The following is a 26170-nucleotide window of genomic DNA, read 5'->3' on the forward strand; positions in this document are numbered from 1 at the left end:
ACAGAACATTAAGACTGAAACAACATGAACGAACTATTCGTAAAGACCAAACGGGCCAGCAAGAGTCTGGCACTGCTGAGCGACCAGCAACGCAACGAGATACTGCTGGCCGTGGCCGACGCCATTATCGACCAACAGGAGCGTATCCTGAAGGCCAACGCTGAGGACCTGGCCAAGATGGACAAGTCTAACCCTCTCTACGACCGACTGCAACTGACTGCAAGCAGACTGGAAGGTATTGCTGGCGACATGCGTAATGTGGCCACCCTGCCCACCCCACTTGGTCATATCACCAAACAGAAAACGCTGCCCAACGGCTTGCGCCTCTGTCGTGTGTCTGTACCCTTCGGCGTCATCGGCATGATCTATGAGGCTCGACCTAACGTCACGTTCGACGTTTTTTCACTTTGCTTCAAGAGTGGCAACGCCTGCGTGCTGAAAGGTGGCAAGGATGCCGACAACTCGAATCGCGAGGAGGTGGCACTGATTCACGAGGTACTGGAAAGGTTTGGCGTATCAAAGGATGTGGTGGCATTGCTGCCCGCTACCCATGAGGCTACGGGCGAGATGCTGAATGCTGTGGGCTATATTGACCTGTGCATTCCTCGCGGTGGTAGAAAACTCATCGACTTTGTTCGCGACACAGCCCGTGTGCCTGTCATCGAGACAGGAGCCGGTGTGGTACACACGTACTTCGATAAGGAGGGCGACCTGGAGATGGGAAAGGCCATCATCAACAACGCCAAGACGCGTCGCGTCAGCGTTTGCAATGCGCTCGACACGCTGCTCGTCCACAAGGACCGTGAGGCCGACATCCCCCAACTGCTGGCACCGATGCAGGGAAAAGTTACGTTCTACTATAACGACGAAAGCCTGTATGACACGGAGTTCATGGACTACAAGATGAATGTAGTCACTGTATCGTCGCTCGAAGAGGCACTGGCCCACATCGACCAGCACGGCAGCGGACACAGCGAGGCCATCATCACGCAGAACGAGCAGACAGCTCGCACGTTCCAAGCTCATGTTGATGCGGCTTGCGTCTATTGGAACGCGCCCACCTCGTTTACTGATGGCGCACAGTTCGGTCTTGGCGCCGAGATTGGCATCAGCACCCAGAAGCTGGGTCCTCGCGGTCCTATGGCGCTTGAGGAGATCTGTACCTACAAGTGGCTCATTGAGGGCGAAGGACAAATACGTGCATAAAAAGGAAAAAGGGTAAAAAGGGAGTCGCTTTAGCGCTTTTACAAAGCGTAGCGACTAAAAGAAGATAGTAAAAAACAAAAAAGATATGAAATCATTTATTAATGTACAGGACCTTGGCCCGCTGGAAAAGGCCATGGCCGAAGCATTTGAGATTAAGAACGACCGTTTTAAGTATCAGCATCTGGGCAAGAACAAGACCCTGATGATGATCTTCTTCAATAATAGTCTGCGCACCCGCCTCTCTACACAGAAGGCTGCCATGAACCTGGGCATGAACGTCATCGTGCTCGACGTGAACGCTGGCGCCTGGAAGTTGGAGACGGAACGTGGCGTCATCATGGACGGCGACAAGAGTGAGCACCTGCTCGAGGCTATTCCCGTGATGGGATGCTACTGCGACCTGATTGGTGTACGCTCGTTTGCAGGACTCACCGACCGTGAGTACGACTATGCCGAGACGGTACTGCACCAGTTTATCAAGTATAGCGGCAAGCCTGTCTTCGCCATGGAGACTGCCACAGTACACCCCCTGCAGGCCTTTGCCGACCTCATCACCATCGAAGAGCATAAGACGGTAAAGAAGCCTAAGGTTGTATTGACCTGGGCGCCTCATTGCCGCGCTCTGCCTCAGGCCGTGCCCAACTCGTTCGCTGAATGGATGAACGCTGCTGAGGATGTGGACCTGGTAATTACGCATCCTAAGGGCTACGAGCTCGATCCGAAGTTCGTGGGCAATGCCCGTGTGGAGTACGACCAGAGAAAAGCCTTCGAGGGGGCTGACTTCATCTACGCCAAGAACTGGAGTAACCCTGGTGTGACGAACCCTGCCGACTATGGCAAGATTACCTGTGAGGACCGTTCATGGACGGTGGATACAGAGCATATGTCGTGGACCAATAATGGTAAGTTCATGCACTGTCTGCCTGTGCGCCGTAACCTCATCGTGACCGACGATGTGATTGAGTCAAAGAACTCGCTAGTCATTCCTGAGGCAGCCAACCGCGAGATATCATGCTCGGTAGTACTCAAGCGAATGCTGGAGACACTCTAAACATTATCATCTGAACGATATGGACATTCTTCCACTTTGGGCGTGGCTTCTGTTCTACGTCTTGGTTTTCATTATGCTGATTGCCGACCTGAAGATGTTCGGCAAAAAAGGCGAGCATGAGGTGAGCATCAAGGAAGCCCTGAAGATGACGGGCGTCTGGATTGGCGTTTCACTCGTATTTTGTGCTGGCATCTATCTGCTCTATCCCGTAGAGCCTCACGAGAAGGCAATGGAGTTTCTGGCAGGCTATCTCATCGAGAAATCGCTCTCGATGGACAACCTCTTCGTGTTCCTCATGCTGTTCTCTTTCTTCGGTGTTGAACGCAAATACCAGCACGAAGTACTGTTCTGGGGCATCTTCGGTGCCTTGGTCCTGCGCAGCATCTTTATCTTTGCTGGCGCAGCAATGGTAGAGCAGTTCGAGTGGGTACTGGGTCTTTTTGGCTTGTTCCTGCTCTACACTGGCAGTAAGATGTTCAGCCATAGCGAGGAAGCAGAGAGCGATCCATCGCAAAACATCATTGTGCGCCTGTTTAAGAAGTTCTTCCCCGTCACCGACCAGATGCACGGTGAGAAGTTCTTCATCAAGCAGGGCACCAAACGACTGGCCACGCCGCTGTTCATCACGCTGCTGGTTATCGAAACCACCGACGTGGCCTTCGCCGTCGACTCCATCCCTGCAGTGTTCTCTGTGAGTCGCGACCCGTTTATCGTGCTCACCTCGAACATCTTCGCCATTCTGGGTCTGCGTGCGCTATACTTCGCACTGGCAGCCGTGGCCAAGTACTTCACCTATCTGAAGTATGGCTTAGGCATCATCCTCATCTTTGTGGGCGTCAAGATGCTCTTGGCCATGAACGAGTATATCAACATGGGAGCCGCCTGGCTGGGCTTCGACCTGCACATGCCTCATATTGAGATTCCCACGATATGGTCGCTGGCGTTCATCTTCGGCACATTGATACTATCTATGGGACTCTCATACCTTATATCAAAACCAAATAAGAACTAATTAGAAAATGATTTCATTTGAATGTGACTATGATAACGGCGCCCACCCATTGGTGATTGACGCCTTAGTAAAACACAACAACGCCCGTCCCACACCCTACGGCTTCGACGAGTTCTCGGAGCGCGCCAAGCGACGTATTCGTCAGGCCTGCGGACTGCCCGATGCACAGATATTCTTCCTGACCGGCGGCACACAGACCAATGCCACCACCATCGACTCGATGCTCTATCAGTATGAGGGTGTGATCTGCGTGGGTACTGGCCATATCAACGTGCACGAAGCTGGTGCCGTGGAGTTTACAGAGCATAAGATTATCACCCTGCCCGAGACGCAAGGCAAGATGGAGGCGCGCGTTCTGCGTAAGTATCTTGACGACTTCATGGCCGACGGCAACAAGAACCATGCCGTTCATCCTGGACTGGTCTATATCACCTTCCCCACGGAGTTAGGCACACTCTATACAGCACGCGAGCTTGATGATATCTATCAGGTGTGTCGCAGTTTCGATATTCCTCTCTATGTAGACGGAGCCCGTCTGGGCTATGGTCTGATGGCCGAGGGGTGTGATATCACCCTGCCCTATCTGGCACGTCATTGCGATGTATTCTATATCGGAGGAACGAAGATTGGCGCCCTGTGTGGCGAGGCTGTGGTGTTCACACACGGCAATGCCCACAAGCACTTCTTCTCGATTCAGAAGCAGCACGGCGCCGTGATAGCCAAGGGTGCACTCATTGGTCTGCAGTTCGAGGCCTTGTTCACCGACGACCTCTACTTCAAATTGGCACGCCATGCCATAGAGAAGGCCATGGAGATGAAACAAATGTTCAAGGAGGCCGGCTACAAATTCTATTTGGACTCGCCCACCAACCAACAGTTTGTGATTATTCCCAATGCGAAAGTACAGCAGTTGGAGAAGAACATACAGTTCACGCACTGGGGCCCTTACGACGACCGTAACATGATTTGTCGCTTCGTCACCAGCTGGGCCACCACCGACGATGACCTGAAAACATTAAAGGATTGCCTGTAATCACAGACAATCCTTTAATATTTTCTCACCATCGTAAGTATTCACCTGAAGGGAAATAGAGTCGACCTTGATGCCTTGTATCGGAATACTCACATAAACACGTTGCGAGTAATACTCCGGCACACCACCCTGATCGTGATAAAGTGTCAGACGAAGCGTCTGCGTGCCGTCAGCGTTCTTTGTAACGCCATCACGGCGGCATCCTAGCGTCTGCTTTACATCGTCATCGCCCGTTGTGCCCGTCATCACATAGAAGCTCATGTTCAGATACTTCTTCGATCGCCCTATCCACATGCCCTCCATTCGCACTGGGTCGATCTTCATCGCCTTGATTACCTGTGGCGAGAAAACCGTTACACGCCCCATAGACAACGGTTCCGCCTTCCCTTCCACCATCTTATAATAGAAAGACACTCGGTAGGTCGTGTCGGCCTTCGTGATGAACCTGGCGGATGCTGACTGACTGAGCATCAGGTGTTCGCCTTCGTCGGTATCCACATAGTCCACACGTTTGTCGCTGTTCACATGAGCATCTGCCAACTGAGCGGTCATCTCAGAATAAGCACCCTCGCCCTTCTCATAAGCATCCTGAGTACAGGCAACGGCTGCAAAGACCATCAGCAGACAGAGCAGGTTTCTCATTGGGCAGCAAACTGATTCCTAACAGGATTAGCATACATCTCTAACATCTTATGGCGCAAGAAAGCCTCATCCTTGTTAGCAATGCGTATCTTTGCCAACTGACCAGCCAGGTAGGTCTCAAAGCGCTGACGATCGGCTTCTGTATAGTGAGTAGCTTGCTCCCTGTTGCCATTCAACTCATCGAGCGCAATATAATTACAAGGATAGAGTGTATAGCCACGATGAATCTCGCGGTCCATACGATGCGCCAACTCAGCGAAGAACTCGTTCTTAGGCATGTCAGCCATCTCGTCGAGCCATTGGTTAACGGGTGTGCCACAGTGATAAGTCACACGACCCTTATAGCCCAGGATACCCGTCTTCATGTTGTCCAGGTCATCCTGCTTACTCTTCTTAAAGCCAGGATTATCGCGTTTCTGCTGGAACTCCTGCGCCTTGAGATAGTCGCAAGGGTCAAACTCATAGCTGATGGTCAGTGGTACGATGTTCAGTTCCTTCAAATCGCCCCCCATCGCCATCATCTTTAACACCGACTCCTGCGTACGGTCGTCAGAGTCCTTGGCACGTCCCTCACGCTGCGCAATCCAGATATTCTCCTTCTTCTTAGTCACAGCGAAATGGATATACTGACTCATCAGCTGACTCGATGCAAACATCTCCTTAGGCGTCAGTCCGCGACGTACCGTGAAGGCTTTGTTCATGCGTACCAGACGCTTAATCCAAGGATAAATAAGCAGATTATCGCCAATACCAATTTCGACAGTTGTGGGATAGCCCGCCTCAATGAGTTTCAGGTCAAGGAAGGCCGAGTCGAGCACGATGTCGCGATGGTTACTCACAAAGGTGTAGCGTGGTGTCTGCTTGTCGGCCAACAGGTTCTCATGAAGGAACACACAGCCATCAGTATGCTTGCGAATGATATATCTTACCACAGGCTTCATGAAGCGCATCTGAAAGTCCAGAGGCGACTTCACGCCCATGAAGGCTAAGCGCAACACGCCATTACGAACGAACTTGGGCAGCCAGGGAGCAAAGCCCTTCATAATGAGATTAAACTGGCGGTCGCTCAGCAGATCCTCAAAGGCCTGCCTCATCTCCTCCGGCTCGTAGGGTCGGATGGCGTCAAACTGCTCTAAGCCCTCAATCATAAGCTATTAGAATTGGTTTTCAACGATTTCTGTCAGCACATCCTTCATTTCCAGACCAGCGGCACGCACCTGCTGGGGAATAAAGCTGGTAGGCGTCATACCAGGTGTGGTGTTTATCTCAAGCATCGAGATCTGTTGGTCCTTCGAGATGATATAGTCAATACGGATGATGCCATTACAATGCAGGATATCATAGATATGACTGGTAATCTCGGCCACACGCTTAGCGGTCTCCTCAGGGATACGAGCAGGGGTAATCTCCTTTACCTGACCGTTATACTTCGCATCATAGTCAAAGAAGTCGTTCTCACTGACCACCTCGGTGGCAGGGAACACGACCGACTTGTTCCTCGTCTTATAGCAACCGATAGAGATCTCGGTTCCTTCTAGGAACTGTTCGATCATCACCTCGTCGCTCTCCATCATAGCCTTGCGCATGGCAGCAGCCAACTGATCGGGCTTCACCACCTTCGACACGCCAAACGAACTACCATCGTTGGCGGGCTTCACGAAGCAAGGCATGCCAATGGTGTCGATGATATCCTTCTTGCTAATCAACTTCTCCTGTCCGCGGCGCACCAACACACTGTCGGCCACTTTCACGCCAAAACTGCGCAGATAGTTGTTCAGCACAAACTTATCGAACGTCATAGCCTCTACTAGCACACCACTGGTGCTGTAAGGAATATGAAGAATCTCCAGGAAGCCCTGCAGGATACCATTCTCACCAGGAGTACCATGGATAGTGATATAGACATAGTCGAAATGTCGAGTCTTACCCTCCTCCTTAAACGAGAAGTCGTGCACCGTCATACGTGCCTTGGTACCATCATGCAGATAAACCTGCCAGTCGGTACCTTTCATTTCCACCACATAGACATTATATCGCTCTTTGTCAAAGAACGAATAAAGACCCTGAGCCGAGCGAAGAGACACGTCGTGCTCAGAAGAGTCGCCACCACAAACGATGGCAATTGTGCGTTTCTGCTGTTGCATAGTATTTATGATATTAATTCTTTTATCTCGTTATTCTTCAGACGGTTGCGCCATTTCTCAATAACAGCGCTCATATCATCGGGCAGCGTACTGGTAAAGTCCATCTGCTCGCCAGTCTTTGGATGCACAAAACCCAGCGTCTTAGCATGCAGAGCCTGACGTGGACAGAGTTTGAAGCAATTCTGGATATAAGCCTTATACGAGGCCGTACGTTCGCCACGCAGAATCTGGTCGCCACCATAGCGCTCGTCGGCAAACAGTGGGTGACCGATATGCTTCATGTGAGCACGAATCTGGTGCGTGCGCCCCGTCTCGAGCACACACTCCACCAACGTGGTATAGCCATAACGTTCCAACACGCGATAATGCGTAACGGCAGGCTTTCCTATCTCCGAATCGGGTGGAAAGACTGCCATGCGCAAACGGTCCTTGGGATCACGACCGATATTACCCTCAATGCGTCCCTCATCCTCAACAAAGTTGCCCCACACCAGCGCATGATAACTGCGATGGGTGTCGTGCTTAAAGAACTGCTTTCCCAGGTGCGACTTCGCCTCAGGCGTCTTAGCCACCACCAGCAGTCCACTGGTATCCTTGTCGATACGATGCACCAGTCCCACCTGCGGATCATTTGGGTCGTAGGTAGGCAGGTTGCGCAGATGCCAGGCGATGGCATGCACCAACGTGCCGTGGAAGTTGCCACAGCCTGGATGTACCACCATTCCGGCGGGCTTATAGATCACCATCAGCTCGTCGTCCTCGTAGCGCACATCAAGGGGAATATCCTCGGGTTCAATGGTCGTATCGAAATGCGGACGATCCAGCATCAGCGTAATGACATCACCCGAGCGCACCTTATAGTTGCTTTTCACAGGACGGTCGTTCACAAACAGGAAACCCGCCTCAGCAGCCTGTTGAATGCGGTTTCGTGAAGAATGCTGGGTATGCTCCGTCAGATACTTGTCAATGCGCAAGGGCTCCTGACCGCGGTCCACCTCTATGCGAAAATGTTCATAAAGGCCCTGACCTTCAGTCTCTGTTGACTCTCCCTCTTCCAGGAGCTCATCCTCTATATAATCCTCGTCTATCAAATTCTCTTCTTTTAGTTTCCTACTCAACTTCCAGGAAATCATCAATATCATCGCCCATGACGTCGGACAGACCACTTTCGTCCACCTCGCCGTCCTCCGAGCTAACATCTTCGCCAGCCGAGCCATTACCAATGACCAACGTCAGTTCCGACTCGCGTGGCACATTATCGCCAGCCACGAGGTTGCGGCCGCGAAACTGAATGCCATAGACCCAGTCCTTCTCGCCATCAATAAGTTTTGGGGCAAGCAACACAAAGCCGAGCGACTTCAAACGCGCCTGTGCCTCACGGAAGCTACAGTTGTCAATCAAATCGGGTATACGTTCGCATGGCATTGTCAGCGAGTTGATGGTCACATAGATCACGCGACCCCTCTTCACCTCCATACCAGGCTCCGGCGACTGCGACACGATGGCGCCAGCCGGCATGCCGTTGACATAGGTTGAGTCGTTAACGACCACCACCAGCTCATCGGCCTCAAACTTCTCCACAGCCTCCTGATGCTTCAAGCCATAGAGGTCGGGCACCTTCACGCCCTCGCCATGATGTGTATAGGCCGACAGCCACCACTTCAGACCGAAGCACAGCAGTATAACGACCACAAACATGGCCAGCAGGTTGCCCCATACCATGGGTGCCGATAGTTTCTTATAGAATTCTTTTGCGTTCATCAGTCAATAATGCTTTCTGAATGCAAAAGTACTAAAATAATCTGATAACAAAGACTTTTTCAGAAAAAAAATAAACGGGATGAAGCCATGAGCCTCATCCCGCCTATTGGTCTGTTGCCAACGAACGGCTTACTTTCCGTGTCTCTCGTCAGAAACGGTCAACTTCTTGCGGCCCTTTGCACGGCGAGAAGCCAGGACGCGACGGCCATTCTTTGTGGCCATGCGCTCGCGGAAACCATGCTTGTTCACGCGGCGACGATTGTGCGGCTGAAATGTTCTTTTCATTGCTTTATTCTTAATTTATTTACTATTATTCACCTTTAAAATATGACGCGATGCCACATTTCGGGCTGCAAAATTACACAAATCTTTTGAATTACACAAGTTTATTGCTAAATTTTTCACTTTTCACTTTTCACTTTTCACTTTTTTTTGTACCTTTGCACCCGAAAATAACAAAATACATTATATTATATTTATATGATTAACTCACAAGACATTAAGAAGGGTACCGCCATCCGCATGGACGGTGCTATTTGGGTTTGCATCGATTTCCAGCACCGTAAGCCTGGTAAGGGCAACACCATCATGATTATCAAGTTGAAGAACGTAAGCGATGGCCGCGTGCTGGAGCGTCGTTTCAACATTGGTGAGAAGCTGGAGGACGTTATCATCGAGCGTCGTCCCTACCAGTATCTGTACGAGGACCAGTCTGGTCGTATCTTCATGAACCAGGAGACTTTCGAGCAGATTCCCATCGACAACGAGTTGGTTATCGGCCACGAGTTCATGAAGGAGAGCGACATCGTGGAGGTTGTTTCTGACACTACCGATGGCACCATCCTCTATGCTGAGATGCCCGTGAAGACTATCCTGCGCGTTACTCACTCTGAGCCCGGCATCAAGGGCGACACTGCCACCAACACCCTGAAGCCCGCTACTTTGGAGACTGGTGTTGAGGTTCGCGTTCCCCTGTTCATCAACGAGGGCGACCTGATTCAGGTTGACACCCGCGACGGTTCTTACCTGGCTCGCGCAAAGGAATAATGAAATATTCTATCATCGTTCCCGTCTTCAATCGTCCTGACGAAGTCGACGAATTGTTGGAGAGCCTCTGTCATCAGGAGGTAAACAACTTTGAGGTTATCATCGTTGAAGACGGATCGAAGAAACCATGCAAGGATGTCTGCGACAAATACGCAGGCATCCTTGATTTGCATTATTACTATAAGGAGAACAGCGGCCCTGGCCAGAGTCGCAACTATGGTGCTGAGCGTGCCAAGGGCGACTGGCTCATCGTGCTCGACTCTGATGTGGTGCTACCAGCCGGTTATCTACGTGCCGTAGATGAAAGATTAAAGATGGAAATTGATGCCTTTGGCGGTCCTGATGCTTCGCATCCTTCTTTCACGCCCATCCAAAAGGCCATCTCCTATTCGATGACATCGTTCTTCACCACAGGCGGCATCCGTGGTGGCAAAGGCAAGAAGCTCGACAAGTTCTTCCCCCGTTCTTATAACATGGGCATCCGCCGTGAGGTCTATCAGGAGTTGGGAGGCTTTACGAAGATGCGCTTTGGCGAGGATATCGACTTCTCTTATCGCATCGTTGAAGCAGGCTATAAGACAGCGCTCATCCCTGAGGCTTGGGTATGGCACAAGCGCCGTACCGATTTCCGTAAGTTCTTCCGTCAGGTCTACAACAGCGGCATTGCCCGTATCAACCTAACGAAGCGCCATCCAGGCACGCTGAAACTGGTACATCTGCTACCAACGGTCTTCACCCTTGGCGTCATTGGTCTGCTGTTACTGTCCGTATTCAGCATCTTGACACTTATCCCCATTCTATTTTATAGCGCTGTCATCTTGCTTGACTCTAGTCTCAAGAACAAGAGTCTTTGGGTGGGTCTCCTCAGCATCCCTGCTGCCTTTGTACAACTCATGGGCTACGGTCTAGGCTTCATCGAGTCATGGTGGAAACGTTGCATCTTGAAGCAGGACGAGTTTACTGCCTTCGAGAAGAACTTCTATAAATAAGAAAAACAATAGAAACGAAATTGGGTCGGAGAAGTCATGTTCTCCGACCCAATTTTTGTATGTCACATCATCAGATAACCACAGCCGTACCGCTGGTGGCCACCATCAGCATAGAGCCACCATTGCCCACAGTCTCGTAGTCGATATCGATGCCCACGATGGCATTAGCTCCCAAAGATTGAGCACGTAACATCATCTCTTTGAGTGATGTATCCTTGGCCTCGCGCAGCACACTCTCATAACTGGCAGAACGTCCGCCCACTATGTCGCGGATGCCTGCGAAGATATCCTTAAAGATGTTAGCACCGATAATTGTTTCACCTGTCACCACACCCTTATACTCGCGGATGGTGTGACCTTCAATTGTTGGGGTTGTTGATAAAATCATAATAAAATTTATTTTGTTTATAACTTAATACACATCTTCGTCAAGTCATCACTGGGCTCAGCATCGCCCACAAAGTCGGCCACAGCCTTATGGATGGCCTCTGAGGTCTGACGGGCATCGCCCAGATTCTGTCGTAGCAGAGCCCTCAGACGATCGTCGCCAAACTGCTCTCGCTCATTGTTCTCGGCCTCGTTGATGCCGTCCGTATAGACAAAGAGCGTTTTACCGTGCATATCGTCAACTTCCTCACCCATATAGTCGAGCTCTGGCCACAAGCCTATGGGCGCATTCGGTTCCATCTGCATAAACTCGCCATCGAGCAGGGGCGGGTTATGTCCTGCGTTACAAAATGCCATGTGACCGGACTTGATATTGATAAGACCAATAAACATAGTAACAAACATGCCCTGGTCGTTATCCTCGGACAGCGCATGGTTCAGGCGCGTGGCAATGGCATTAGGCAGGAGTCGTCCATCAACAAGCGTACGGAACATACGTGTCACCTCGGCCATAAACAGGGCAGCAGGCACCCCCTTGCCACTCACATCGCCCACACAGAAATACAACTGATCGTCGAACAACGCATAGGCATAGAGGTCACCACCAACCTCCTTGGCAGGCGTCATCATGGCATACATATCCACATCTTCGCGACGAGGGAACACGCGAGGCAGCATCTGTTGCTGTATCTGGCGGGCAATGCGCAACTCACTCTCCACGCGTTCTTTGGCTTTCGTGGTCTCCTCCAGTTGGACGTAAGCCTGACGCAACTTATTGTTAATAAACTTCATACGTTTCGTATGCCTATTGCATCGGTAGCCATATACAACCAAAAAGATAATGACAAGGAGGGCGATAGCTCCTCCTGCCAAGAGCATCGTCTGCTCCTTGGCCAGTTCCTGCTCCTTGGTCTCGTTCTCGGCATAGGTGATAGAGAGTTCTGTGTCAAACTCGTTCATCTGCGAGCGCGCTTCCGACGACTGGATAGAGTCTATAACAGTACGCGTGCGCTTCTGCCAATATAGTGCCTGGCGATAGTCGCCCATGTGCTCATAGATAGAGGCCATCTGTGCGCATTTGTTTTGCTGGTGAATCAGTTTCTCTGCTCTTTGCAGAGCCAGTTTCCACAGTTTGCGGTTCTTGGCCTGATAGACATTGATAAGCTCGCCGAAGAGTCCGCCCTGACCGCCATTCTCTTCAATCAGTTTGGCGCGTTCCTTATAAGCCTCCTCAAAACCCAGACTGTCATGCTGATTATATCGCGCCAGACACTTATAGCTCCAAGCCGTAATCTGGTTCATGGGGATGATGGTGGGCTCATTCAGCGCACGATGTGCATATTCCTTCACTTTCTCATAATCATTCCTGTGCAGCGCCACCTCGCAGAGGCCTAGGTAACAGGGAGCAGCACTCTCTTCAGGCAGGTATTTCTCCTTGAGTTTCAGTGCCTGCAGGAAACTCTTCTCGGCCAGTCCCATGTTGCCCGACTGCTCGCGAATGGTGCCCAGCGAGAAGGTGGCGAAATACATACCGATGTTACTATTGTTGCTCTTGGCACGATGATAGATGTCGTAAGCCAACTGTACGCCCTTCTTGCGATCCACATACTCGAACATATAGATGGCCTCGTAACTGCACGCCCTATAATAGGTTTCCTGATACTTGGAATACTCAGTGGCCGACTTCAACATCTTCACGGCCTCAAAGAAATCGTCCGTCTCTCTCGCGCTATATAGGCGATAAGTCTCGTCCGACAGTTCCTGAAGCCTTAACGGCAACGGCTCTTCGGCCCTAACAACAGACCAACCCATTGTCAGGAGTAGGACAATCAAACAAACTGTTTTTGCGATCTTTAGTATCATCTTCCTGGTTTTTAGAATCGGTTAATAGAGGATTTTATTCTTTTCCTCGCCACAAAAGTACTAATTTATTTCTAATAAAAGAAAAAAAATGCCAATAACTCGGATTTATTGTATAACTTTGCATGCAAATCTAAAAAACCGATGGAGCAGATTAACACAGAAGAGAGAGGTTTCAACTCGAAACTCAACATCACTCAATGGGCTGAGGAAGACCGTCCACGCGAGAAGTTGGAGCGTCTGGGACCTCAGGCGCTGAGTGATGCCGAGCTGCTGGCCATCCTCATCGGCTCTGGTTCACCAAAGGAGGATGCCGTGACATTGATGAAGCGCATTCTCTGCGACTGTGGCAACAACCTTAACACGCTGGGCAAGAAGAGTATTCACGACCTGTGCCTGTATAATGGCGTTGGACCAGCCAAGGCCATCACCATCATGGCGGCCTGCGAACTGGGCAAGCGTCGCCAGCAAGAAAAGGTAGAGGTGCGCCCTGACCTGGGCACTGCCACAAGAATATACAACCACATGCATCCCCTGCTCCAGGACAAAGACGTGGAGGAGTTCTGGATTCTGCTGATGAACCAGAACCACCGACTTATCAAGGAGGTGTGCATTGCCCACGGCGGCATCTCGGAGGTGAGTGTCGACATCCGCATCATCATGCGCGAGGCCGTGCTCTGCAACACCACCATCCTGGCCGTCTGCCACAACCACCCTTCTGGCAACCTGCGTCCTAGCAGGGCCGACGACGACCTGACCGAGAGCATCAGAAGGGCCTGCGACGTGATGCGCATCTATTTTGCCGATCACATCATCATCACTGATGGAAATTATTTCTCCTATCGCGAGAATGGACGAATATAACAACAACTAAACTTAAACTTTTATATCTATGAAGTTCATTAACACATTCATGTCAATCGCTATTTCAACAGTAATGATTACATCCATGACTGCCTGTCAGCAGGCAAAGACCGAAAACCCATTGTTACAGGAGAGTGACTCTCCTTATAACATTCCTGACTTCGACATGATTCAGGTGTCCGACTATCTGCCTGCCTTCGAGGCAGCCATCAAGGACCAGCGTGAGAATATCCAGAAGATTGTGGACTGTCCAGACTCTGCCACCTTCGAGAACACCATCCTGGCTTTCGAGGAGAGTGGACGTCTGCTCGACCGTGTGAGCCGAATCTTCTTTGCACTCATTGAGGCCGACAAGACACCCGAGTTGGCCGAGATCGAGAAGAAGGTGCAGCCCATGCTCACCGACCTCGAGAACGAGATTATGTTCAACAAGGCGCTCTTCGAGCGCATCAAGCAGGTGTACGACAACCAACACGACAGTCTGCAGGGCGAGGACCAGAAACTCCTGGAAGAGACCTATAAAGAGTTTGTGCGCAAAGGTGCCCTGCTGCCCGACGACAAGATGGCACGCATGAAGGAGATTAACCTGCGCATCGCCGACCTGCAGCAGCAGTGGGGCGACATGGTGCCCAATGCCACCAACGATGCTGTGGTGTGGGTCAACAAGAAGGAAGACCTGGCAGGACTCTCTGAGGCCGACATCGCCCAGTGTGCCAAGGATGCCGAGAACCTGGGTAAGAAGGCACCCTATGCCATCGTCATCGTGAACACCACCCAGCAGGCCATCCTCACCTCGCTCGACAATCGCGAGTTGCGCAAGAAGGTCTTTGAGGCCAGCGTTCATCGTGCCGACGGCACTGGTAAATACAACACCTACCCCATCGTCTGCGAGATTGCCAAGTTGCGTGCCGAGCAGGCCGAGATCATGGGTTATCCCAACTACGCCTCTTACTCGTTGGAGAAGACCATGGCCAAGACACCAGAGAATGTCTATGCCTTCCTGAAGAACCTCATCAGTCAGTATGCACCTAAGGCCGATGCCGAGACCAAGGAGATCGAGGCCTTTGCACGCCAAACCGAAGGTCCTGCCTTCAACCTCGAGCCCTACGACCGTTTTTACTATTCTGCCAAGATGAAGAAGCAGTTGCTCAACGTGAGCGAGGACGAGGTGAAGCCTTATTTCAATATTGACAGCGTACTTATCAATGGTGTGTTCTATGCCGCCAACCGTGCATATGGCCTCACCTTCAAGGAGCGCAAGGATATCCCCCTCTATCATCCCGACATGAAGGCATACGAGGTGATTGACAAGGATGGCAAGAGTAAGGCACTGTTCTATACCGACTATTTCCGTCGTCCCACCAAGCGTGGTGGCGCTTGGATGGATGGTTTCCAGAAGCAGAGTCGCCAGTGGAACCAGTTGCCCATCATCTTCAACGTCTGCAACAGTGCCAAGGCACCTGAGGGACAGCCCTCGCTGCTCACCTGGGACGAGGTGACCACCATGTTCCATGAGTTTGGCCACGCCCTCCACGGCATCCTCTCTGATTGCCAGTACAACCGTCTGAGTGGTACTTCTGTGGCTCGCGACTTCGTCGAGATGCCCTCACAGTTCAACGAGTCGTTCGCCTCTATCCCCGAGGTCTTCGACCACTATGCCCTGCACTATAAGACTGGCAAGCCCATGCCTGAGGACCTGAAGGAGCGCATGCTGAAGAGCATCAACTTCCAGTCGGCCTATGCCCTGGGCGAGAACCTCGCTGCCACCTGCGTCGACCTGGCTTGGCACATGCTGGCCTCAAAGGATATTCCCACGCCTGAACAGGCAGATGCCTTCGAGGCCGAGGCCCTGCGCCAGGTGGGACTGCTCAACAACCAGATTCCCCCACGCTATCACACCAGCTATTTCAACCACGTCTTTGGTGGTGGCTATGCTGCTGGCTACTATAGCTATCTGTGGACCGAGGTGCTGGCTGTCAACGTGGCCGATGTCTTTGCCCAGCGTGGCGCCCTCAACCCTGCCACTGGTCAGGACATGCGCGACAAGATTCTGAGTCGTGGCAACACTGGCGACCTCATGCAGATGTTCTCCGACTTCACTGGCATGGAGCAGCCCGATGCCAGTAGTCTACTTCGCGCAAGGGGACTTTAAACAACTACACAATATTATATATATATGACACAACAAGAGAAGACAACAATAGAAGAGCGGATTGTCGACGTGCTCAAGACCGTCTACGACCCTGAGATTCCTGTCAACATCTACGACCTGGGCATGATCTATAAGATCGATGTCCAGGACGACTCATCCGTGGAACTGGATATGACATTTACGGCTCCCAACTGCCCTGCTGCCGACTTCATCCTCGAGGATGTACGCACCAAGGTAGAGAGCGTAGAGGGCGTCAAGGGCGCCAACGTCAACCTGGTGTTCGAGCCCGCCTGGGACCAGAGCATGATGTCAGAGGAAGCACGAGTGGAGTTAGGCTTTGACTAAGCCTAACAGATGAAAGATGAGAGATGAAAGATATGAAGAATATTTATTTTTTATCTGATGCCCACCTTGGCTCATGGGCCATTGACCACAGACGCATGCAAGAGCGCCGATTGGTGCGCTTCCTTGACTCTATCAAGGATAAGGCGGCAGCCGTCTATCTGCTGGGCGACATGTTCGACTTCTGGTACGAATATAAATATGTGGTACCAAAGGGCTTCACCCGCTTCCTGGGCAAGATATCTGAGCTCACCGACATGGGCGTCGAGGTGCACTACTTCACAGGCAACCACGACATCTGGGCCTACGACTATCTGGAGAAGGAGTGTGGCGTCATTCTGCACAAGCAGCCGCAGACCGTGGAACTCTATGGCAAGATCTTCTACCTGGCTCATGGCGACGGACTGGGCGACCCTAACAAGTCGTTCAAACTCATCCGCAGCATCTTCCATAACAAGACATGCCAATGGCTCTTCTCGGCCATCCATCCCCGTTGGGGACTGTGGTTTGGTCTCTCCTGGGCCAAGCACTCGCGCATCAAGCACGAGGGCGAAGGGGTGCCTGTCTATATGGGCGACGACAAGGAGCACTTGATTCTCTATACCAAGAAGTACATCCAGTACCACTCCAACGTGGACTACTTCATCTACGGCCATCGCCATATCGAGGTCGACAAGCAACTCACAAAGAAGGCGCGCGTCATCATCCTCGGCGATTGGATCAGTCAGTTCTCCTACGTGGTCTACGATGGCGAACACCTGCTGATGCAAGAGTATATCGAAGGCGAGAGCAAACTATAAACACATGAAGAAAATCATCCTGTCAACCATCCTTGGCCTTGCCGCCATTACTGCCGATGCACAGTTCCTGTTTCGCATCAGCGGCAGTGGACTGACAGAGCCGTCGTATCTGCTTGGCACGATACATCCGCTGTCTGCTTCGCTGCTCGACAGCATACCTGAATATCAAGAGGCCGAGGCACAATGTCAGCAGATGTACATTGAATATCTTCCCCCAGAAAACACTCTTCAGGATGCTATAGGAAGAACGTCTCGCCCAGGGAAGGAGAAGCAAACGACCAAGTATCCTGACGGCAAGAATATCTTCGACGTCATTGACAAGGAAAGTGCCGAGATTCTGAAGGTGAAGTTCAAGGAGATATTACCCATCAATCTGGATGACCCAACCTGGAAGGAAATGTGGAACTGGTCTCCATCCGTTTTTCAAGACTTCCTTTTTGACCCTATCATGAGAGAATATATCAAGAAAATCCAAAAGAATATTATCATGGATTTTCAACTCATGCAAAAGGCGAAGGCACGCGGCTGGCAGGTGGGAGGACTCGATGGTGAGAATTTGTTGGTACAAGACGTCATTGGGTCTCTGAGACAAACGCCTCAGACTATCGAGGAGCAGGCCGACTCGCTGATGGCTTTTCTGAAGACCTACGATGAACGTAAGCAGAAACTCATGGAAAGGACTGAAGGAAGAGATGGTTCTCTTGATAAAATCTGCAAGTATTGGATGTCAGGCGATTATGAAAGTTTCGCCACTTTCTGTCTTCCAGAAACCAACCAGCCGATATTGAGGGACCGCAACAAGAAGTGGCTCCCCAAGATATTGGCAGCGATGCGCGAAAAGCCAACGATGTTCGTCTTCGGCTCAGGCCATCTTGTAGGCGAGGAGGGCATCATCGCAAAGCTACGAGAGGCCGGGTATAAGGTCGAACAGGTAAAGACAAAAACTAACGAGATTTAATTCACAGACCGATTCGTAAAGCACATTGAGGAAGAAACAGAAAAGATGAAATAATCATATAAAACGGGAAAAGCCAATTGACTTTTCCCGTTTCTTTTTTATTATCTTCTTGTTCGCAGTTTGTTTCTATGGGAGTGTCTTGTTTTAAATAAGGTTGACACCAAAAGTTCAACATTATGGTGAAACAACCCAAAGAAAAATGTTATTCTAGAGATGTAAATCTGATTAACGAGATGAAGGATGTCTTTGATATGCGTTATGTCCAGCACCTCCGTGAGAGTGAAATTTTATCACGTACAGGTCTAAATAGAACTCGTTATTACAAAATTCTTCGTACCTTTGCTGCGGAATATCCAGATTTAGCAGATCAAATGAAGAAAAAAGGCAATGATGTAACTCCGGAGGACTACAAGAAGTTACTTGAGGAGGTGTCAACCCTGAAGTCTCAACTGAAGAAAGAGAAGCTTCGTGCAGACTTCTATGAGGAGATGGTGGCTTTTGGCAAGGAAGTGTACGGCATTGACTTAAAAAAAGCTGGCACCAAGTAGTGAGTAGGCTTTACACTCGCGACGCGAAGGCTTATCCTGTCACGTCGCAGTGTGAGCTGCTTGGTGTGAGTACACAGGCCTACTACAAACACGGCAACAGTCAGATGCGTAAGCTCGCAGAAGAGACATTTGTAGTGGAGTTTATCAAGAATATCCGCAAGAAGGACCGCGGCATGGGCGGTGGTCCGCTGTGGCATAAGTATACAGATACATTCGGCGAGGAACACAGTGTGGGCTACAACCGTTTCTACGACATCATTGACAAATACGGCTTGAAGGTGCGCAAGAAGAAGCGTCGTACCAGGACAACGGACTCCGACCACGACCTGCCCTTGTATCCCAACCTTGTGAAGAAGCTCATCCCGTTACGTCCCAACCAACTATGGGTGAGCGACATCACCTATATGGTCGTCTATCTCAATGGCCAGACTGGCGAGTACGATTTCTGCTACCTGTCGCTGGTGACGGACTACTATACGAAAGAGATTATCGGCTGGTGCGTGGGCGATACGCTGGAGGCCAAGTTTGCCATTAACGCGCTCAACATGGCTTTGAAGCGTCTTGGCGGAAATCCTGCCCATGACCTCATCCACCACTCTGACCGCGGCGTCCAATACGCCAGCTACGCCTATACGGATATTCTGAAAGCAAACAATATCAAGATCAGCATGACTGAGTGTGGAGATCCCAAGGAGAATGCAGTAGCCGAACGTGTCAACGGCATTATCAAGAACGAATTGCTTATGGACATGTCGTTTTTCTCTATTGATGAGGTAAAAAGAGCCCTGAAAGTAGCTATTGACTTCTATAACAACGAGCGTCCACATATGAGCCTTGACTGGAAAACACCAGCTCAGGCTGCTCTCTGTACTGGCGAATTGAAGAAGAAATGGAAGAGTCACAGAGAAATTGCACTCAAAGCTTTGGCTGCATAAAATTAAATAGGTATCTTTGCATCAGAATAGGTGTAAACCCGATTTATAACTAATTCCAAATAGAGTCAACGTGAAATAAAAATTAAGTTTAATTGAGTCAACTCTTATCATTAATAAGACTGGAAGTAGTCAACTAAAATCGTTAAACTACAGAGAAACGGTTTGTTTCTATAATGGAAACAGTCTGTTTTGATAATGGATACAAAGTGTTTCCTTGTGCGAAACAAAGTGTTTCCAACGTTGAAACACATTGGAAACAAAAATAGAAATTGTTTCAACAATAATAACGGTTGATGAAGAGGGGCTGCTTTTGAGATGTATCGTCCGCGATATATCGTTAAAAACTCTTAAAGTTTCACTTGAATCGCTTGCGATATAAAATATTCTTTGTACCTTTGCATCGTGAACGATATAAACAAAGTATAATTATCAGGAAATAAGTATTGGATTCAACACAAAACACATTATATATTATGGCAAAGATCTATGATTTCAAGGCTCAGACGAGCAAAGGCAAAGAGATTGATTTCTCACAGTTTCAAGGCAAGGTGCTGCTGGTGGTGAACACAGCCAGCAAGTGCGGATTCACGCCTCAGTTTGAAGGTCTGGAGGCACTGAACCAGAAGTACAAGGATCAGGGACTGGTGATTGTTGGTTTTCCCTGCAACCAGTTTAAGGAACAGGATCCCGCAAACGACAGTAAGATTGAAGAGTTCTGCCAACTGAACTACGGCGTGACCTTCCAGATTATGAAGAAAGGCGACGTGAACGGTCCTGATGCACAGCCCATCTTCGAGTATCTGAAGACTCAGGCTCCCACCGAGGAGTATAAAGGTCTGAAGGCCAAAGCAGCCAAGGCCCTCTTCAAGGTTATCAGCAAGAGTGTGGAGAAGGACAGCGACATCAAGTGGAACTTCACCAAGTTCCTCATCTCGAAGGACGGTGAGACCATCAAGCGCTATGCACCCACTACGGAACCTCAGGAATTTGAAAAGGACATCGAGGCTTTCTTGAAATAAGAAGAAGGAAGAAGAAAGACATAAGAAATTAAAAGAAGAAATATGCACGAAGAATTGCGACTCGACAAGCAGATTTGCTTTCGCCTTTATACGGCGGCACGACTGATTACGCAGGCCTACACCCCACTGCTCAACACACTGGGCATCACCTATCCGCAGTACCTGGTACTGATGGTGCTGTGGGAGCAGGACAAACAGCCTGTGAACGACATTGCCCACAGACTGCTGCTCGAAACCAACACAGTGACTCCCCTACTCCAGCGTATGGAGAAACTGGGCGTTGTCACCCGTCAGCGTGGCGAGCAGGACAAGCGTCAGCAGATAGTATCGCTGACGGAAAAAGGCAAGGCGATGGAGGAAGAGGCCTATAAGGTGATTCCTGCCGGCATGGGTCGTGAGTTGCGTGCATGTCCCTTCCAACTGGAAGACTACGCCAAGTTTGCCAGCGAACTCGACACGATTATAGAAACACTTAAAAACAGAGAAAAATAATATTATGGCACATCAATGCGAGAATTGCAAATTCAGAGCTCATTACGATCAAAAGCCCAATTCCATGTTGGGTAAGTTCTGGCGCTGGCACATCAATTTCTGTCCAGGTTGGAAGGCATACTTCACAAGTCTGGATGAAGAAAAGAAAGCAGAGCTGAGAAAGAAATATCAATTCACGAAATACCAGTAAACATTGCAAATGACACAAAAACGATTCCATAGGCATTTTGCCACCCCAGGGCTGCCACTCTACTGGATTATCATTGCCTACATCATCCTGGCATGGTTCTTCCCAGTGATAGGACTGCTGGCACTGATCTGCATGATTGGTCCAGTGCTGACCAGCATCTGGAAAGGCCGTTACTGGTGCGGCCACATCTGTCCACGCGGCAATATGTACGACCGCTTGCTGTCGAAGTACTCGCCCCATCGCGAGATACCCAAGTTCGTGCGCACCTTCGGCTTCCGCCTGTTCATGGTGATCTTCATCTTCACCATGTTTGGCATCCAACTGAGTATGGTGCGCTGGAGCGAAGGCGGCCTCACCATGTGGGGCGACATTGGTCGCGTGTTCTGGACCATCATCGTAGCAACCACCATGGTGGGCGTCATCCTGAGCTTTATCTATGCTCCACGCACCTGGTGTTCGTTCTGCCCCATGGGCACCATCTCACGATGGGTGGCACCCAAGCATGCGCCACTGCCCAAGGCCTTCACAAACATCCACGTGACGAGCGCCTGCCAGATGAAGTGTAAGAGTTGCGCACGTGTGTGCCCCATGCAACTGACCCCCTACGACAGTCGCGGCCAGGAAGAGGGCTATCTGCACCCCGACTGCATTAAATGCGGCAAGTGCGTGCTGGCATGCCCCACGAAGATTATGACATTAAATCACTAAGAAAGACACACTTAAAAAACGGAAAAGGTGCCGAGCAAACGAATGCCCGGCACCTTTCTTATTTTGTTTGAGACGATGCTGCTTAGAGCAGGTTCATCGTATCGGTAGCAATCATCAGCTCCTCGTCGGTGGGGATGACAACAACCTTCACCTTTGAGTCGTCGGCCGAGATAACAGCTTCCTCGCCACGCACCTGGTTCTTCTGCTCGTCGAACTTCACGCCCAGGAACTCCAGACCCTTGCAGACCTCAGAACGCATAGAGATTTGGTTCTCGCCCACACCAGCGGTGAAGACAATCACATCGACACCACCCATAGCGGCTGCATAGGCACCGATATACTTCTTAATGCGATAGAAGTACATCTGCTGAGCCAGGATAGCACGAGGCTCGCCAGCCTTGGCAGCGTTCTCCACGTCGCGCATATCGCTTGAGCCACCAATGATACCAGCCACACCACTCTTCTTGTTGAGCAGGTTGCTCATGCCATCGGCATCGAGACCCAGCTTCTTCTCGAGGAAGGTGACAGCGCCACCGTCGATATCGCCAGAGCGAGTACCCATGACGAGACCCTCCAGAGGTGTGAGACCCATTGAGGTGTCGACACACTTGCCATCGAGCACAGCAGCCACAGAGCCACCGTTACCAATATGACAGGTAATCATCTTGGTACCTTCGGCCTTGATACCCAGGAACTCGCAGGCGCGAGCTGACACATAGCGGTGAGAGGTGCCGTGGAAGCCATAGCGACGCACGCCATACTTCTCGTAGAGCTCGTAAGGAATGGCATACATATAAGCCTTGGCAGGCATGGTCTGATGGAAGGCAGTGTCGAACACACCCACCTGAGGCAGGCCAGGCATCAGCTCCTTCACGGCGTTCACGCCCTTCAGGTTGGCAGGGTTGTGCAGGGGAGCCAGGTCAGAGCACTCCTCAAAGGCCTTCAGCACCTCGTCGGTCAGCACCACTGACTTGTTGAACTTCTCGCCGCCATGCACCATACGGTGACCCACGGCATCGATCTCCTTCAGGTCTTTAATCACACCAATCTCAGGATCGGTGAGCAGAGAGAAGATGAACTTCACACCCTCAGTATGCTCAGGGATGTCGTGCATAATCTGCTTCTTCTCGCCATTAGCGAGCTTCACCTTTACGAAAGCATTGTCCAAGCCAACGCGCTCAGCGCCACCGCTGGTCATCACACTCTTGTCGTCCATGTTGTACAGAGCGTACTTGATAGACGAAGAACCGCAATTCAATACAAGGATTTTCATTGTTTTCTACCTTTTTACTTTTTGACCTTTTTTTGTTTTACTTCTTAGCGTCCATAGCCTGACAAGCGGTGATAGCTACCAGATAATAGATATCCTCTACTGAGCAGCCACGAGACAGGTCGTTGACAGGACGAGCGATACCCTGCAGGATGGGGCCGATAGCAGTAGCACCAGCCAGACGCTGCACCAGCTTATAGGCGATGTTACCTACCTCAAGACAAGGCATCACCAGCACGTTGGCCTTACCAGCAATTTCTGAACCAGGAGCCTTCTTAGAACCTACAGAGGGAACGAGTGCAGCATCAGCCTGCAGCTCACCGTCAATCTTCAGGTTGGGATCGAGTTCCTTGGCCAGCTTCGTAGCCTCAACCACCTTGTCAACCACCTCATGAGAAGCAGAACCCTTGGTAGAGAAGCTCAGCATAGCCACGCGAGGATCAGCAAAGCCAGCCACGCTCTTGGCAGTCTGAGCTGTGCAAACAGCAATCTGACTCAGCTGGTTGGCATCGGGCATAGGCGTAACGGCAACGTCGCCCATCACGAGCACACCGTTCTCGCCATACTCAGGCTTGTCGGTAATCATCAGCATAGCACCGCTCACGCAGGTGATGCCAGGGGCACACTTGATAATCTGGAGGGCAGGACGCAGGGTCTCACCTGTTGTTGAGAGTGCACCAGAAATCTGGCCGTCGGCACCCTCGGTTTTGATGATCATACAACCCAGATAGAGGGGATCCTTCACCAGCTCGCGAGCCTTCTCGATGGTCATACCCTTCTTCTCACGCAACTTCTGCAGGAGCTGAGCCAGTTCCTCGCTCTTCTCGTAGTTCAGCGGGTCGATGAGGGTGGCCTTATCAATATGAGTGAGGCCCTTCTCCTTTGCCAGAGCGTGAACCTTCTCAGGGTTACCAATCAGAATAAGGTCTGCCATGTCATCTGCCAACACACGGTCGGCAGCCATCAGAGTGCGCTCCTCTTCAGCTTCAGGGAGCACAATGCGCTGCTTGTTACTCTTAGCACGCGCAATGATTTGTTCAATTAATCCCATGTTTTTATATCGATTTAGAAATTTTTCATATGATGCATGCAAAATTACAAAAAATAATCCGAACATCTGCCAGATATCCGGATTATTTTTGTTTATTTAGTCTTTCACACAGTTCTATGCCTTCATCAGGTCTGTCAGCGTGGATTCCAACTCCTCGGCCGACAAGCGCAGCTTCAGATGACCATTGCGGGCAATGCTGATGCCACCCGTCTCTTCTGAGACGATGACGCAGAGGGCGTCACTCTCCTGAGACATGCCCAAGGCCGCGCGATGACGCAGTCCCAGGTACTTTGGTATATCCAGGTCGTGACTCACTGGCAGGATACAGCCAGCCGCTTTGATGCGATGATTACTGATAACCATCGCGCCATCGTGCAGGGGCGAGTTCTTAAAGAAAATATTCTCGATAAGTCGCTGGTTCACAGCCGCATCAATCACCTCGCCAGTAGCCACGATATCGTTCAGGGGCATGTTACACTCGATGACGATGAGCGCACCCACCTTGCCTTTTGCCATCGACATGGCAGCCATCACAATAGGCATGATATTCTTCTTCACCTTCGCAGCATCCTTCTCCTCTACACGTTTGGGCGAGAAGAGGCGCACCAGCGTACGGATGCGACGATGGGCACCTAGGTTATAGAGCACCTTGCGGATGTCCTCCTGAAAGATGACCACGATGACGATGACACCCACCGACACGAGTTTGTCGAGGATGGCGCCAAGGAGCTTCATCTCGAGCACCTGCGACACGAACACCCACACCAAGATAAAAATCATGATGCCCACGAACACGTTCAGCGAACGCGATTCGCGCATCAGCCTGTAGGTGTTGTACAACAGTACGGCTACCAACAGAATGTCAATAATATCCTTAACTCCGAAGTCTATCATACATCTTCACTATTTCTACGGCCTCCTTCACATCATGCACACGCAGGATGTCGGCGCCCTTCATCAGCGCAATGGTATTGAGGAACGTGGTGCCATTAAGGGCCTCGTCTTGAGTGATGCCTAGCAGTTTGTAGATCATCGACTTGCGCGAGATGCCCACCAGCAAAGGCAGTTGCAGCACCTGCAGTTTCTCCATCTCGTTCATCAGGCGATAATTATCGTCGAGTGTCTTGCCAAAGCCAAAGCCTGGGTCCAGGATGATGTCTTTCTGTCCCAAGTCGCGCAACTGCTGCACCTTCTGGGCAAAGACCATCAGCGTGTCGTGCAAATCCTTTTGGACAGACATCAGGATATACGGCACCTGCAGGCGTGCCACCATGCGAAACATATCAGGATCGGCACCCTCACCCACGTCGTTGATGATGTCGGCACCAAACTCCTCGACCACCATACGCGCCACATCGGCACGGAACGTGTCGACCGACAGGGGCACGTTGGGTTGTTCGTGCCTCACCACAGCCAAAGCCATACGCAAGCGGCGCATCTCCTCCTCGGCACTCACTTTGGCGGCACCAGGGCGAGTGGAATAGGCGCCCACATCGATCATGGCACCACCCTGTTCTATTATTTCGTTAGCCCTCTGGGCAATATCATACTCAGTCTGCTTGCGACTGCCTGCAAAAAAAGAGTCGGGCGTCACATTCAGGATTCCCATCACCTTCGGCTCTGACAAATCCATCAGTTGGCCTTTCATATTCAGTGTATAATTCATCGTTCTGCAAAGGTACGTTATTTGATAAATATAGCCAAATGTT

General features: G+C 50.7%; 29 protein-coding genes. 17 read left to right on the top strand and 12 right to left on the bottom strand.

Annotated elements, in window-relative coordinates:
- Positions 1-24: 24 nt before the first annotated feature.
- From M1D30_RS11725 to M1D30_RS11740, 4 genes are all read left to right on the top strand, one after another.
- The gene (locus M1D30_RS11725; RefSeq protein ID WP_248504178.1) at positions 25-1206 is read left to right on the top strand and encodes a glutamate-5-semialdehyde dehydrogenase; all 1182 of its coding nucleotides are present in this window, start codon (positions 25-27) and stop codon (positions 1204-1206) included.
- An 85-nt stretch (positions 1207-1291) separates the two neighbouring features.
- On the top strand, positions 1292-2257 hold the full coding sequence (locus tag M1D30_RS11730) for an acetylornithine carbamoyltransferase (RefSeq protein ID WP_248504180.1): 966 nt from the start codon (positions 1292-1294) through the stop codon (positions 2255-2257).
- 19 nt (positions 2258-2276) lie between these two features.
- Positions 2277-3269, top strand: a complete 993-nt coding sequence (locus tag M1D30_RS11735) for a TerC family protein (protein WP_248504182.1) — start codon at positions 2277-2279, stop codon at positions 3267-3269.
- Positions 3270-3276: 7 nt separating this feature from the next.
- Complete coding sequence (locus tag M1D30_RS11740; RefSeq protein WP_248504184.1) at positions 3277-4302, top strand: low specificity L-threonine aldolase; 1026 nt, start codon at positions 3277-3279, stop codon at positions 4300-4302.
- On the opposite strand, the gene M1D30_RS11745 is transcribed toward M1D30_RS11740, so the two are convergent.
- From M1D30_RS11745 to rpmH, 6 genes are all read right to left on the bottom strand, one after another.
- Positions 4303-4944 carry a NigD-like C-terminal domain-containing protein gene (locus M1D30_RS11745; RefSeq protein WP_248504186.1) on the bottom strand — a complete coding sequence of 214 codons (642 nt, stop codon included), beginning with the start codon at positions 4942-4944 and terminating at the stop codon, positions 4303-4305.
- Positions 4941-6092 carry an acyltransferase gene (locus M1D30_RS11750; protein WP_248504188.1) on the bottom strand — a complete coding sequence of 384 codons (1152 nt, stop codon included), beginning with the start codon at positions 6090-6092 and terminating at the stop codon, positions 4941-4943. Before M1D30_RS11750 ends, M1D30_RS11745 begins: the two co-directional genes overlap by 4 nt.
- A 6-nt stretch (positions 6093-6098) precedes the next feature.
- Positions 6099-7088, bottom strand: coding sequence for a D-alanine--D-alanine ligase (locus tag M1D30_RS11755; RefSeq protein WP_248504190.1), 990 nt, complete (start codon positions 7086-7088; stop codon positions 6099-6101).
- Between the two features lie 5 nt (positions 7089-7093).
- Positions 7094-8230, bottom strand: coding sequence for an RluA family pseudouridine synthase (locus M1D30_RS11760; RefSeq protein ID WP_371874092.1), 1137 nt, complete (start codon positions 8228-8230; stop codon positions 7094-7096).
- Positions 8199-8849 (bottom strand): PASTA domain-containing protein, encoded by a 651-nt coding sequence (locus M1D30_RS11765; RefSeq protein ID WP_248504192.1) that lies wholly within the window; start codon positions 8847-8849, stop codon positions 8199-8201. The genes M1D30_RS11760 and M1D30_RS11765 overlap by 32 nt, the downstream gene beginning before the upstream one ends.
- Before the next feature lie 129 nt (positions 8850-8978).
- Entirely contained in the window at positions 8979-9134 is a 156-nt protein-coding gene (gene rpmH / locus M1D30_RS11770; protein WP_091818823.1) for a 50S ribosomal protein L34, read from the bottom strand.
- Between the two features lie 195 nt (positions 9135-9329).
- Here rpmH and efp point away from each other — a divergent pair, with 195 nt between their 5' ends.
- Together efp and M1D30_RS11780 are read left to right on the top strand one after the other, a co-directional pair.
- The gene (gene efp / locus M1D30_RS11775; RefSeq protein ID WP_091818822.1) at positions 9330-9896 is read left to right on the top strand and encodes an elongation factor P; all 567 of its coding nucleotides are present in this window, start codon (positions 9330-9332) and stop codon (positions 9894-9896) included.
- Positions 9896-10885, top strand: a complete 990-nt coding sequence (locus tag M1D30_RS11780; RefSeq protein ID WP_248504194.1) for a glycosyltransferase family 2 protein — start codon at positions 9896-9898, stop codon at positions 10883-10885. Before efp ends, M1D30_RS11780 begins: the two co-directional genes overlap by 1 nt.
- A gap of 70 nt (positions 10886-10955) precedes the next feature.
- On the opposite strand, the gene M1D30_RS11785 is transcribed toward M1D30_RS11780, so the two are convergent.
- Positions 10956-11273 carry a heavy metal-binding domain-containing protein gene (locus tag M1D30_RS11785; protein ID WP_248504196.1) on the bottom strand — a complete coding sequence of 106 codons (318 nt, stop codon included), beginning with the start codon at positions 11271-11273 and terminating at the stop codon, positions 10956-10958.
- Positions 11274-11290: 17 nt separating this feature from the next.
- On the bottom strand, positions 11291-13135 hold the full coding sequence (locus tag M1D30_RS11790) for a PP2C family protein-serine/threonine phosphatase (RefSeq protein WP_248504198.1): 1845 nt from the start codon (positions 13133-13135) through the stop codon (positions 11291-11293).
- 141 nt (positions 13136-13276) lie between these two features.
- Between M1D30_RS11790 and radC the strand changes: the two genes are divergently transcribed.
- The 11 genes from radC (at position 13277) to M1D30_RS11845 (ending at position 22140) form a co-directional block, all read left to right on the top strand.
- On the top strand, positions 13277-13996 hold the full coding sequence (gene radC / locus M1D30_RS11795) for a DNA repair protein RadC (protein ID WP_248504200.1): 720 nt from the start codon (positions 13277-13279) through the stop codon (positions 13994-13996).
- Positions 13997-14069: 73 nt separating this feature from the next.
- Positions 14070-16148: a M3 family metallopeptidase gene (locus M1D30_RS11800; protein WP_371874190.1), complete on the top strand. Its 2079-nt coding sequence runs from the start codon at positions 14070-14072 to the stop codon at positions 16146-16148.
- A gap of 24 nt (positions 16149-16172) precedes the next feature.
- Positions 16173-16493, top strand: coding sequence for a metal-sulfur cluster assembly factor (locus M1D30_RS11805; RefSeq protein WP_248504210.1), 321 nt, complete (start codon positions 16173-16175; stop codon positions 16491-16493).
- Positions 16494-16525: 32 nt separating this feature from the next.
- The gene (locus M1D30_RS11810) at positions 16526-17290 is read left to right on the top strand and encodes a UDP-2,3-diacylglucosamine diphosphatase (RefSeq protein ID WP_248504212.1); all 765 of its coding nucleotides are present in this window, start codon (positions 16526-16528) and stop codon (positions 17288-17290) included.
- Positions 17291-17294: 4 nt separating this feature from the next.
- The gene (locus tag M1D30_RS11815; protein ID WP_248504214.1) at positions 17295-18248 is read left to right on the top strand and encodes a TraB/GumN family protein; all 954 of its coding nucleotides are present in this window, start codon (positions 17295-17297) and stop codon (positions 18246-18248) included.
- Between the two features lie 176 nt (positions 18249-18424).
- Positions 18425-18796 carry a hypothetical protein gene (locus tag M1D30_RS11820; RefSeq protein WP_248504216.1) on the top strand — a complete coding sequence of 124 codons (372 nt, stop codon included), beginning with the start codon at positions 18425-18427 and terminating at the stop codon, positions 18794-18796.
- Positions 18796-19731 carry an IS3 family transposase gene (locus tag M1D30_RS11825; protein WP_248504218.1) on the top strand — a complete coding sequence of 312 codons (936 nt, stop codon included), beginning with the start codon at positions 18796-18798 and terminating at the stop codon, positions 19729-19731. The genes M1D30_RS11820 and M1D30_RS11825 overlap by 1 nt, the downstream gene beginning before the upstream one ends.
- Positions 19732-20204: 473 nt before the next feature.
- Positions 20205-20750 (top strand): glutathione peroxidase, encoded by a 546-nt coding sequence (locus M1D30_RS11830; RefSeq protein WP_248504220.1) that lies wholly within the window; start codon positions 20205-20207, stop codon positions 20748-20750.
- A 42-nt stretch (positions 20751-20792) separates the two neighbouring features.
- Positions 20793-21242 (top strand): MarR family winged helix-turn-helix transcriptional regulator, encoded by a 450-nt coding sequence (locus M1D30_RS11835; RefSeq protein ID WP_248504222.1) that lies wholly within the window; start codon positions 20793-20795, stop codon positions 21240-21242.
- Positions 21243-21246: 4 nt separating this feature from the next.
- Positions 21247-21432, top strand: coding sequence for a hypothetical protein (locus M1D30_RS11840; protein WP_248504224.1), 186 nt, complete (start codon positions 21247-21249; stop codon positions 21430-21432).
- Between the two features lie 9 nt (positions 21433-21441).
- Positions 21442-22140 carry a 4Fe-4S binding protein gene (locus tag M1D30_RS11845; RefSeq protein ID WP_248504226.1) on the top strand — a complete coding sequence of 233 codons (699 nt, stop codon included), beginning with the start codon at positions 21442-21444 and terminating at the stop codon, positions 22138-22140.
- Positions 22141-22222: 82 nt separating this feature from the next.
- Here the strand turns inward: M1D30_RS11845 and M1D30_RS11850 are convergent, their stop codons facing one another.
- The 4 genes from M1D30_RS11850 to folP all read right to left on the bottom strand — a co-directional run bounded on the left by M1D30_RS11850 (position 22223) and on the right by folP (position 26127).
- Positions 22223-23413, bottom strand: coding sequence for an acetate kinase (locus tag M1D30_RS11850; RefSeq protein ID WP_248504228.1), 1191 nt, complete (start codon positions 23411-23413; stop codon positions 22223-22225).
- Between the two features lie 37 nt (positions 23414-23450).
- Positions 23451-24461 carry a phosphate acetyltransferase gene (gene pta, locus M1D30_RS11855; RefSeq protein WP_248504230.1) on the bottom strand — a complete coding sequence of 337 codons (1011 nt, stop codon included), beginning with the start codon at positions 24459-24461 and terminating at the stop codon, positions 23451-23453.
- A gap of 114 nt (positions 24462-24575) precedes the next feature.
- Entirely contained in the window at positions 24576-25355 is a 780-nt protein-coding gene (cdaA, locus tag M1D30_RS11860; protein WP_248504232.1) for a diadenylate cyclase CdaA, read from the bottom strand.
- Positions 25336-26127, bottom strand: coding sequence for a dihydropteroate synthase (gene folP, locus M1D30_RS11865; RefSeq protein WP_248504234.1), 792 nt, complete (start codon positions 26125-26127; stop codon positions 25336-25338). Before folP ends, cdaA begins: the two co-directional genes overlap by 20 nt.
- Between the last annotated feature and the right edge of the window lie 43 nt (positions 26128-26170).

Origin of the sequence: Prevotella sp. E15-22, from assembly GCF_023204875.1 — a bacterium.
GTDB lineage: Bacteria > Bacteroidota > Bacteroidia > Bacteroidales > Bacteroidaceae > Prevotella.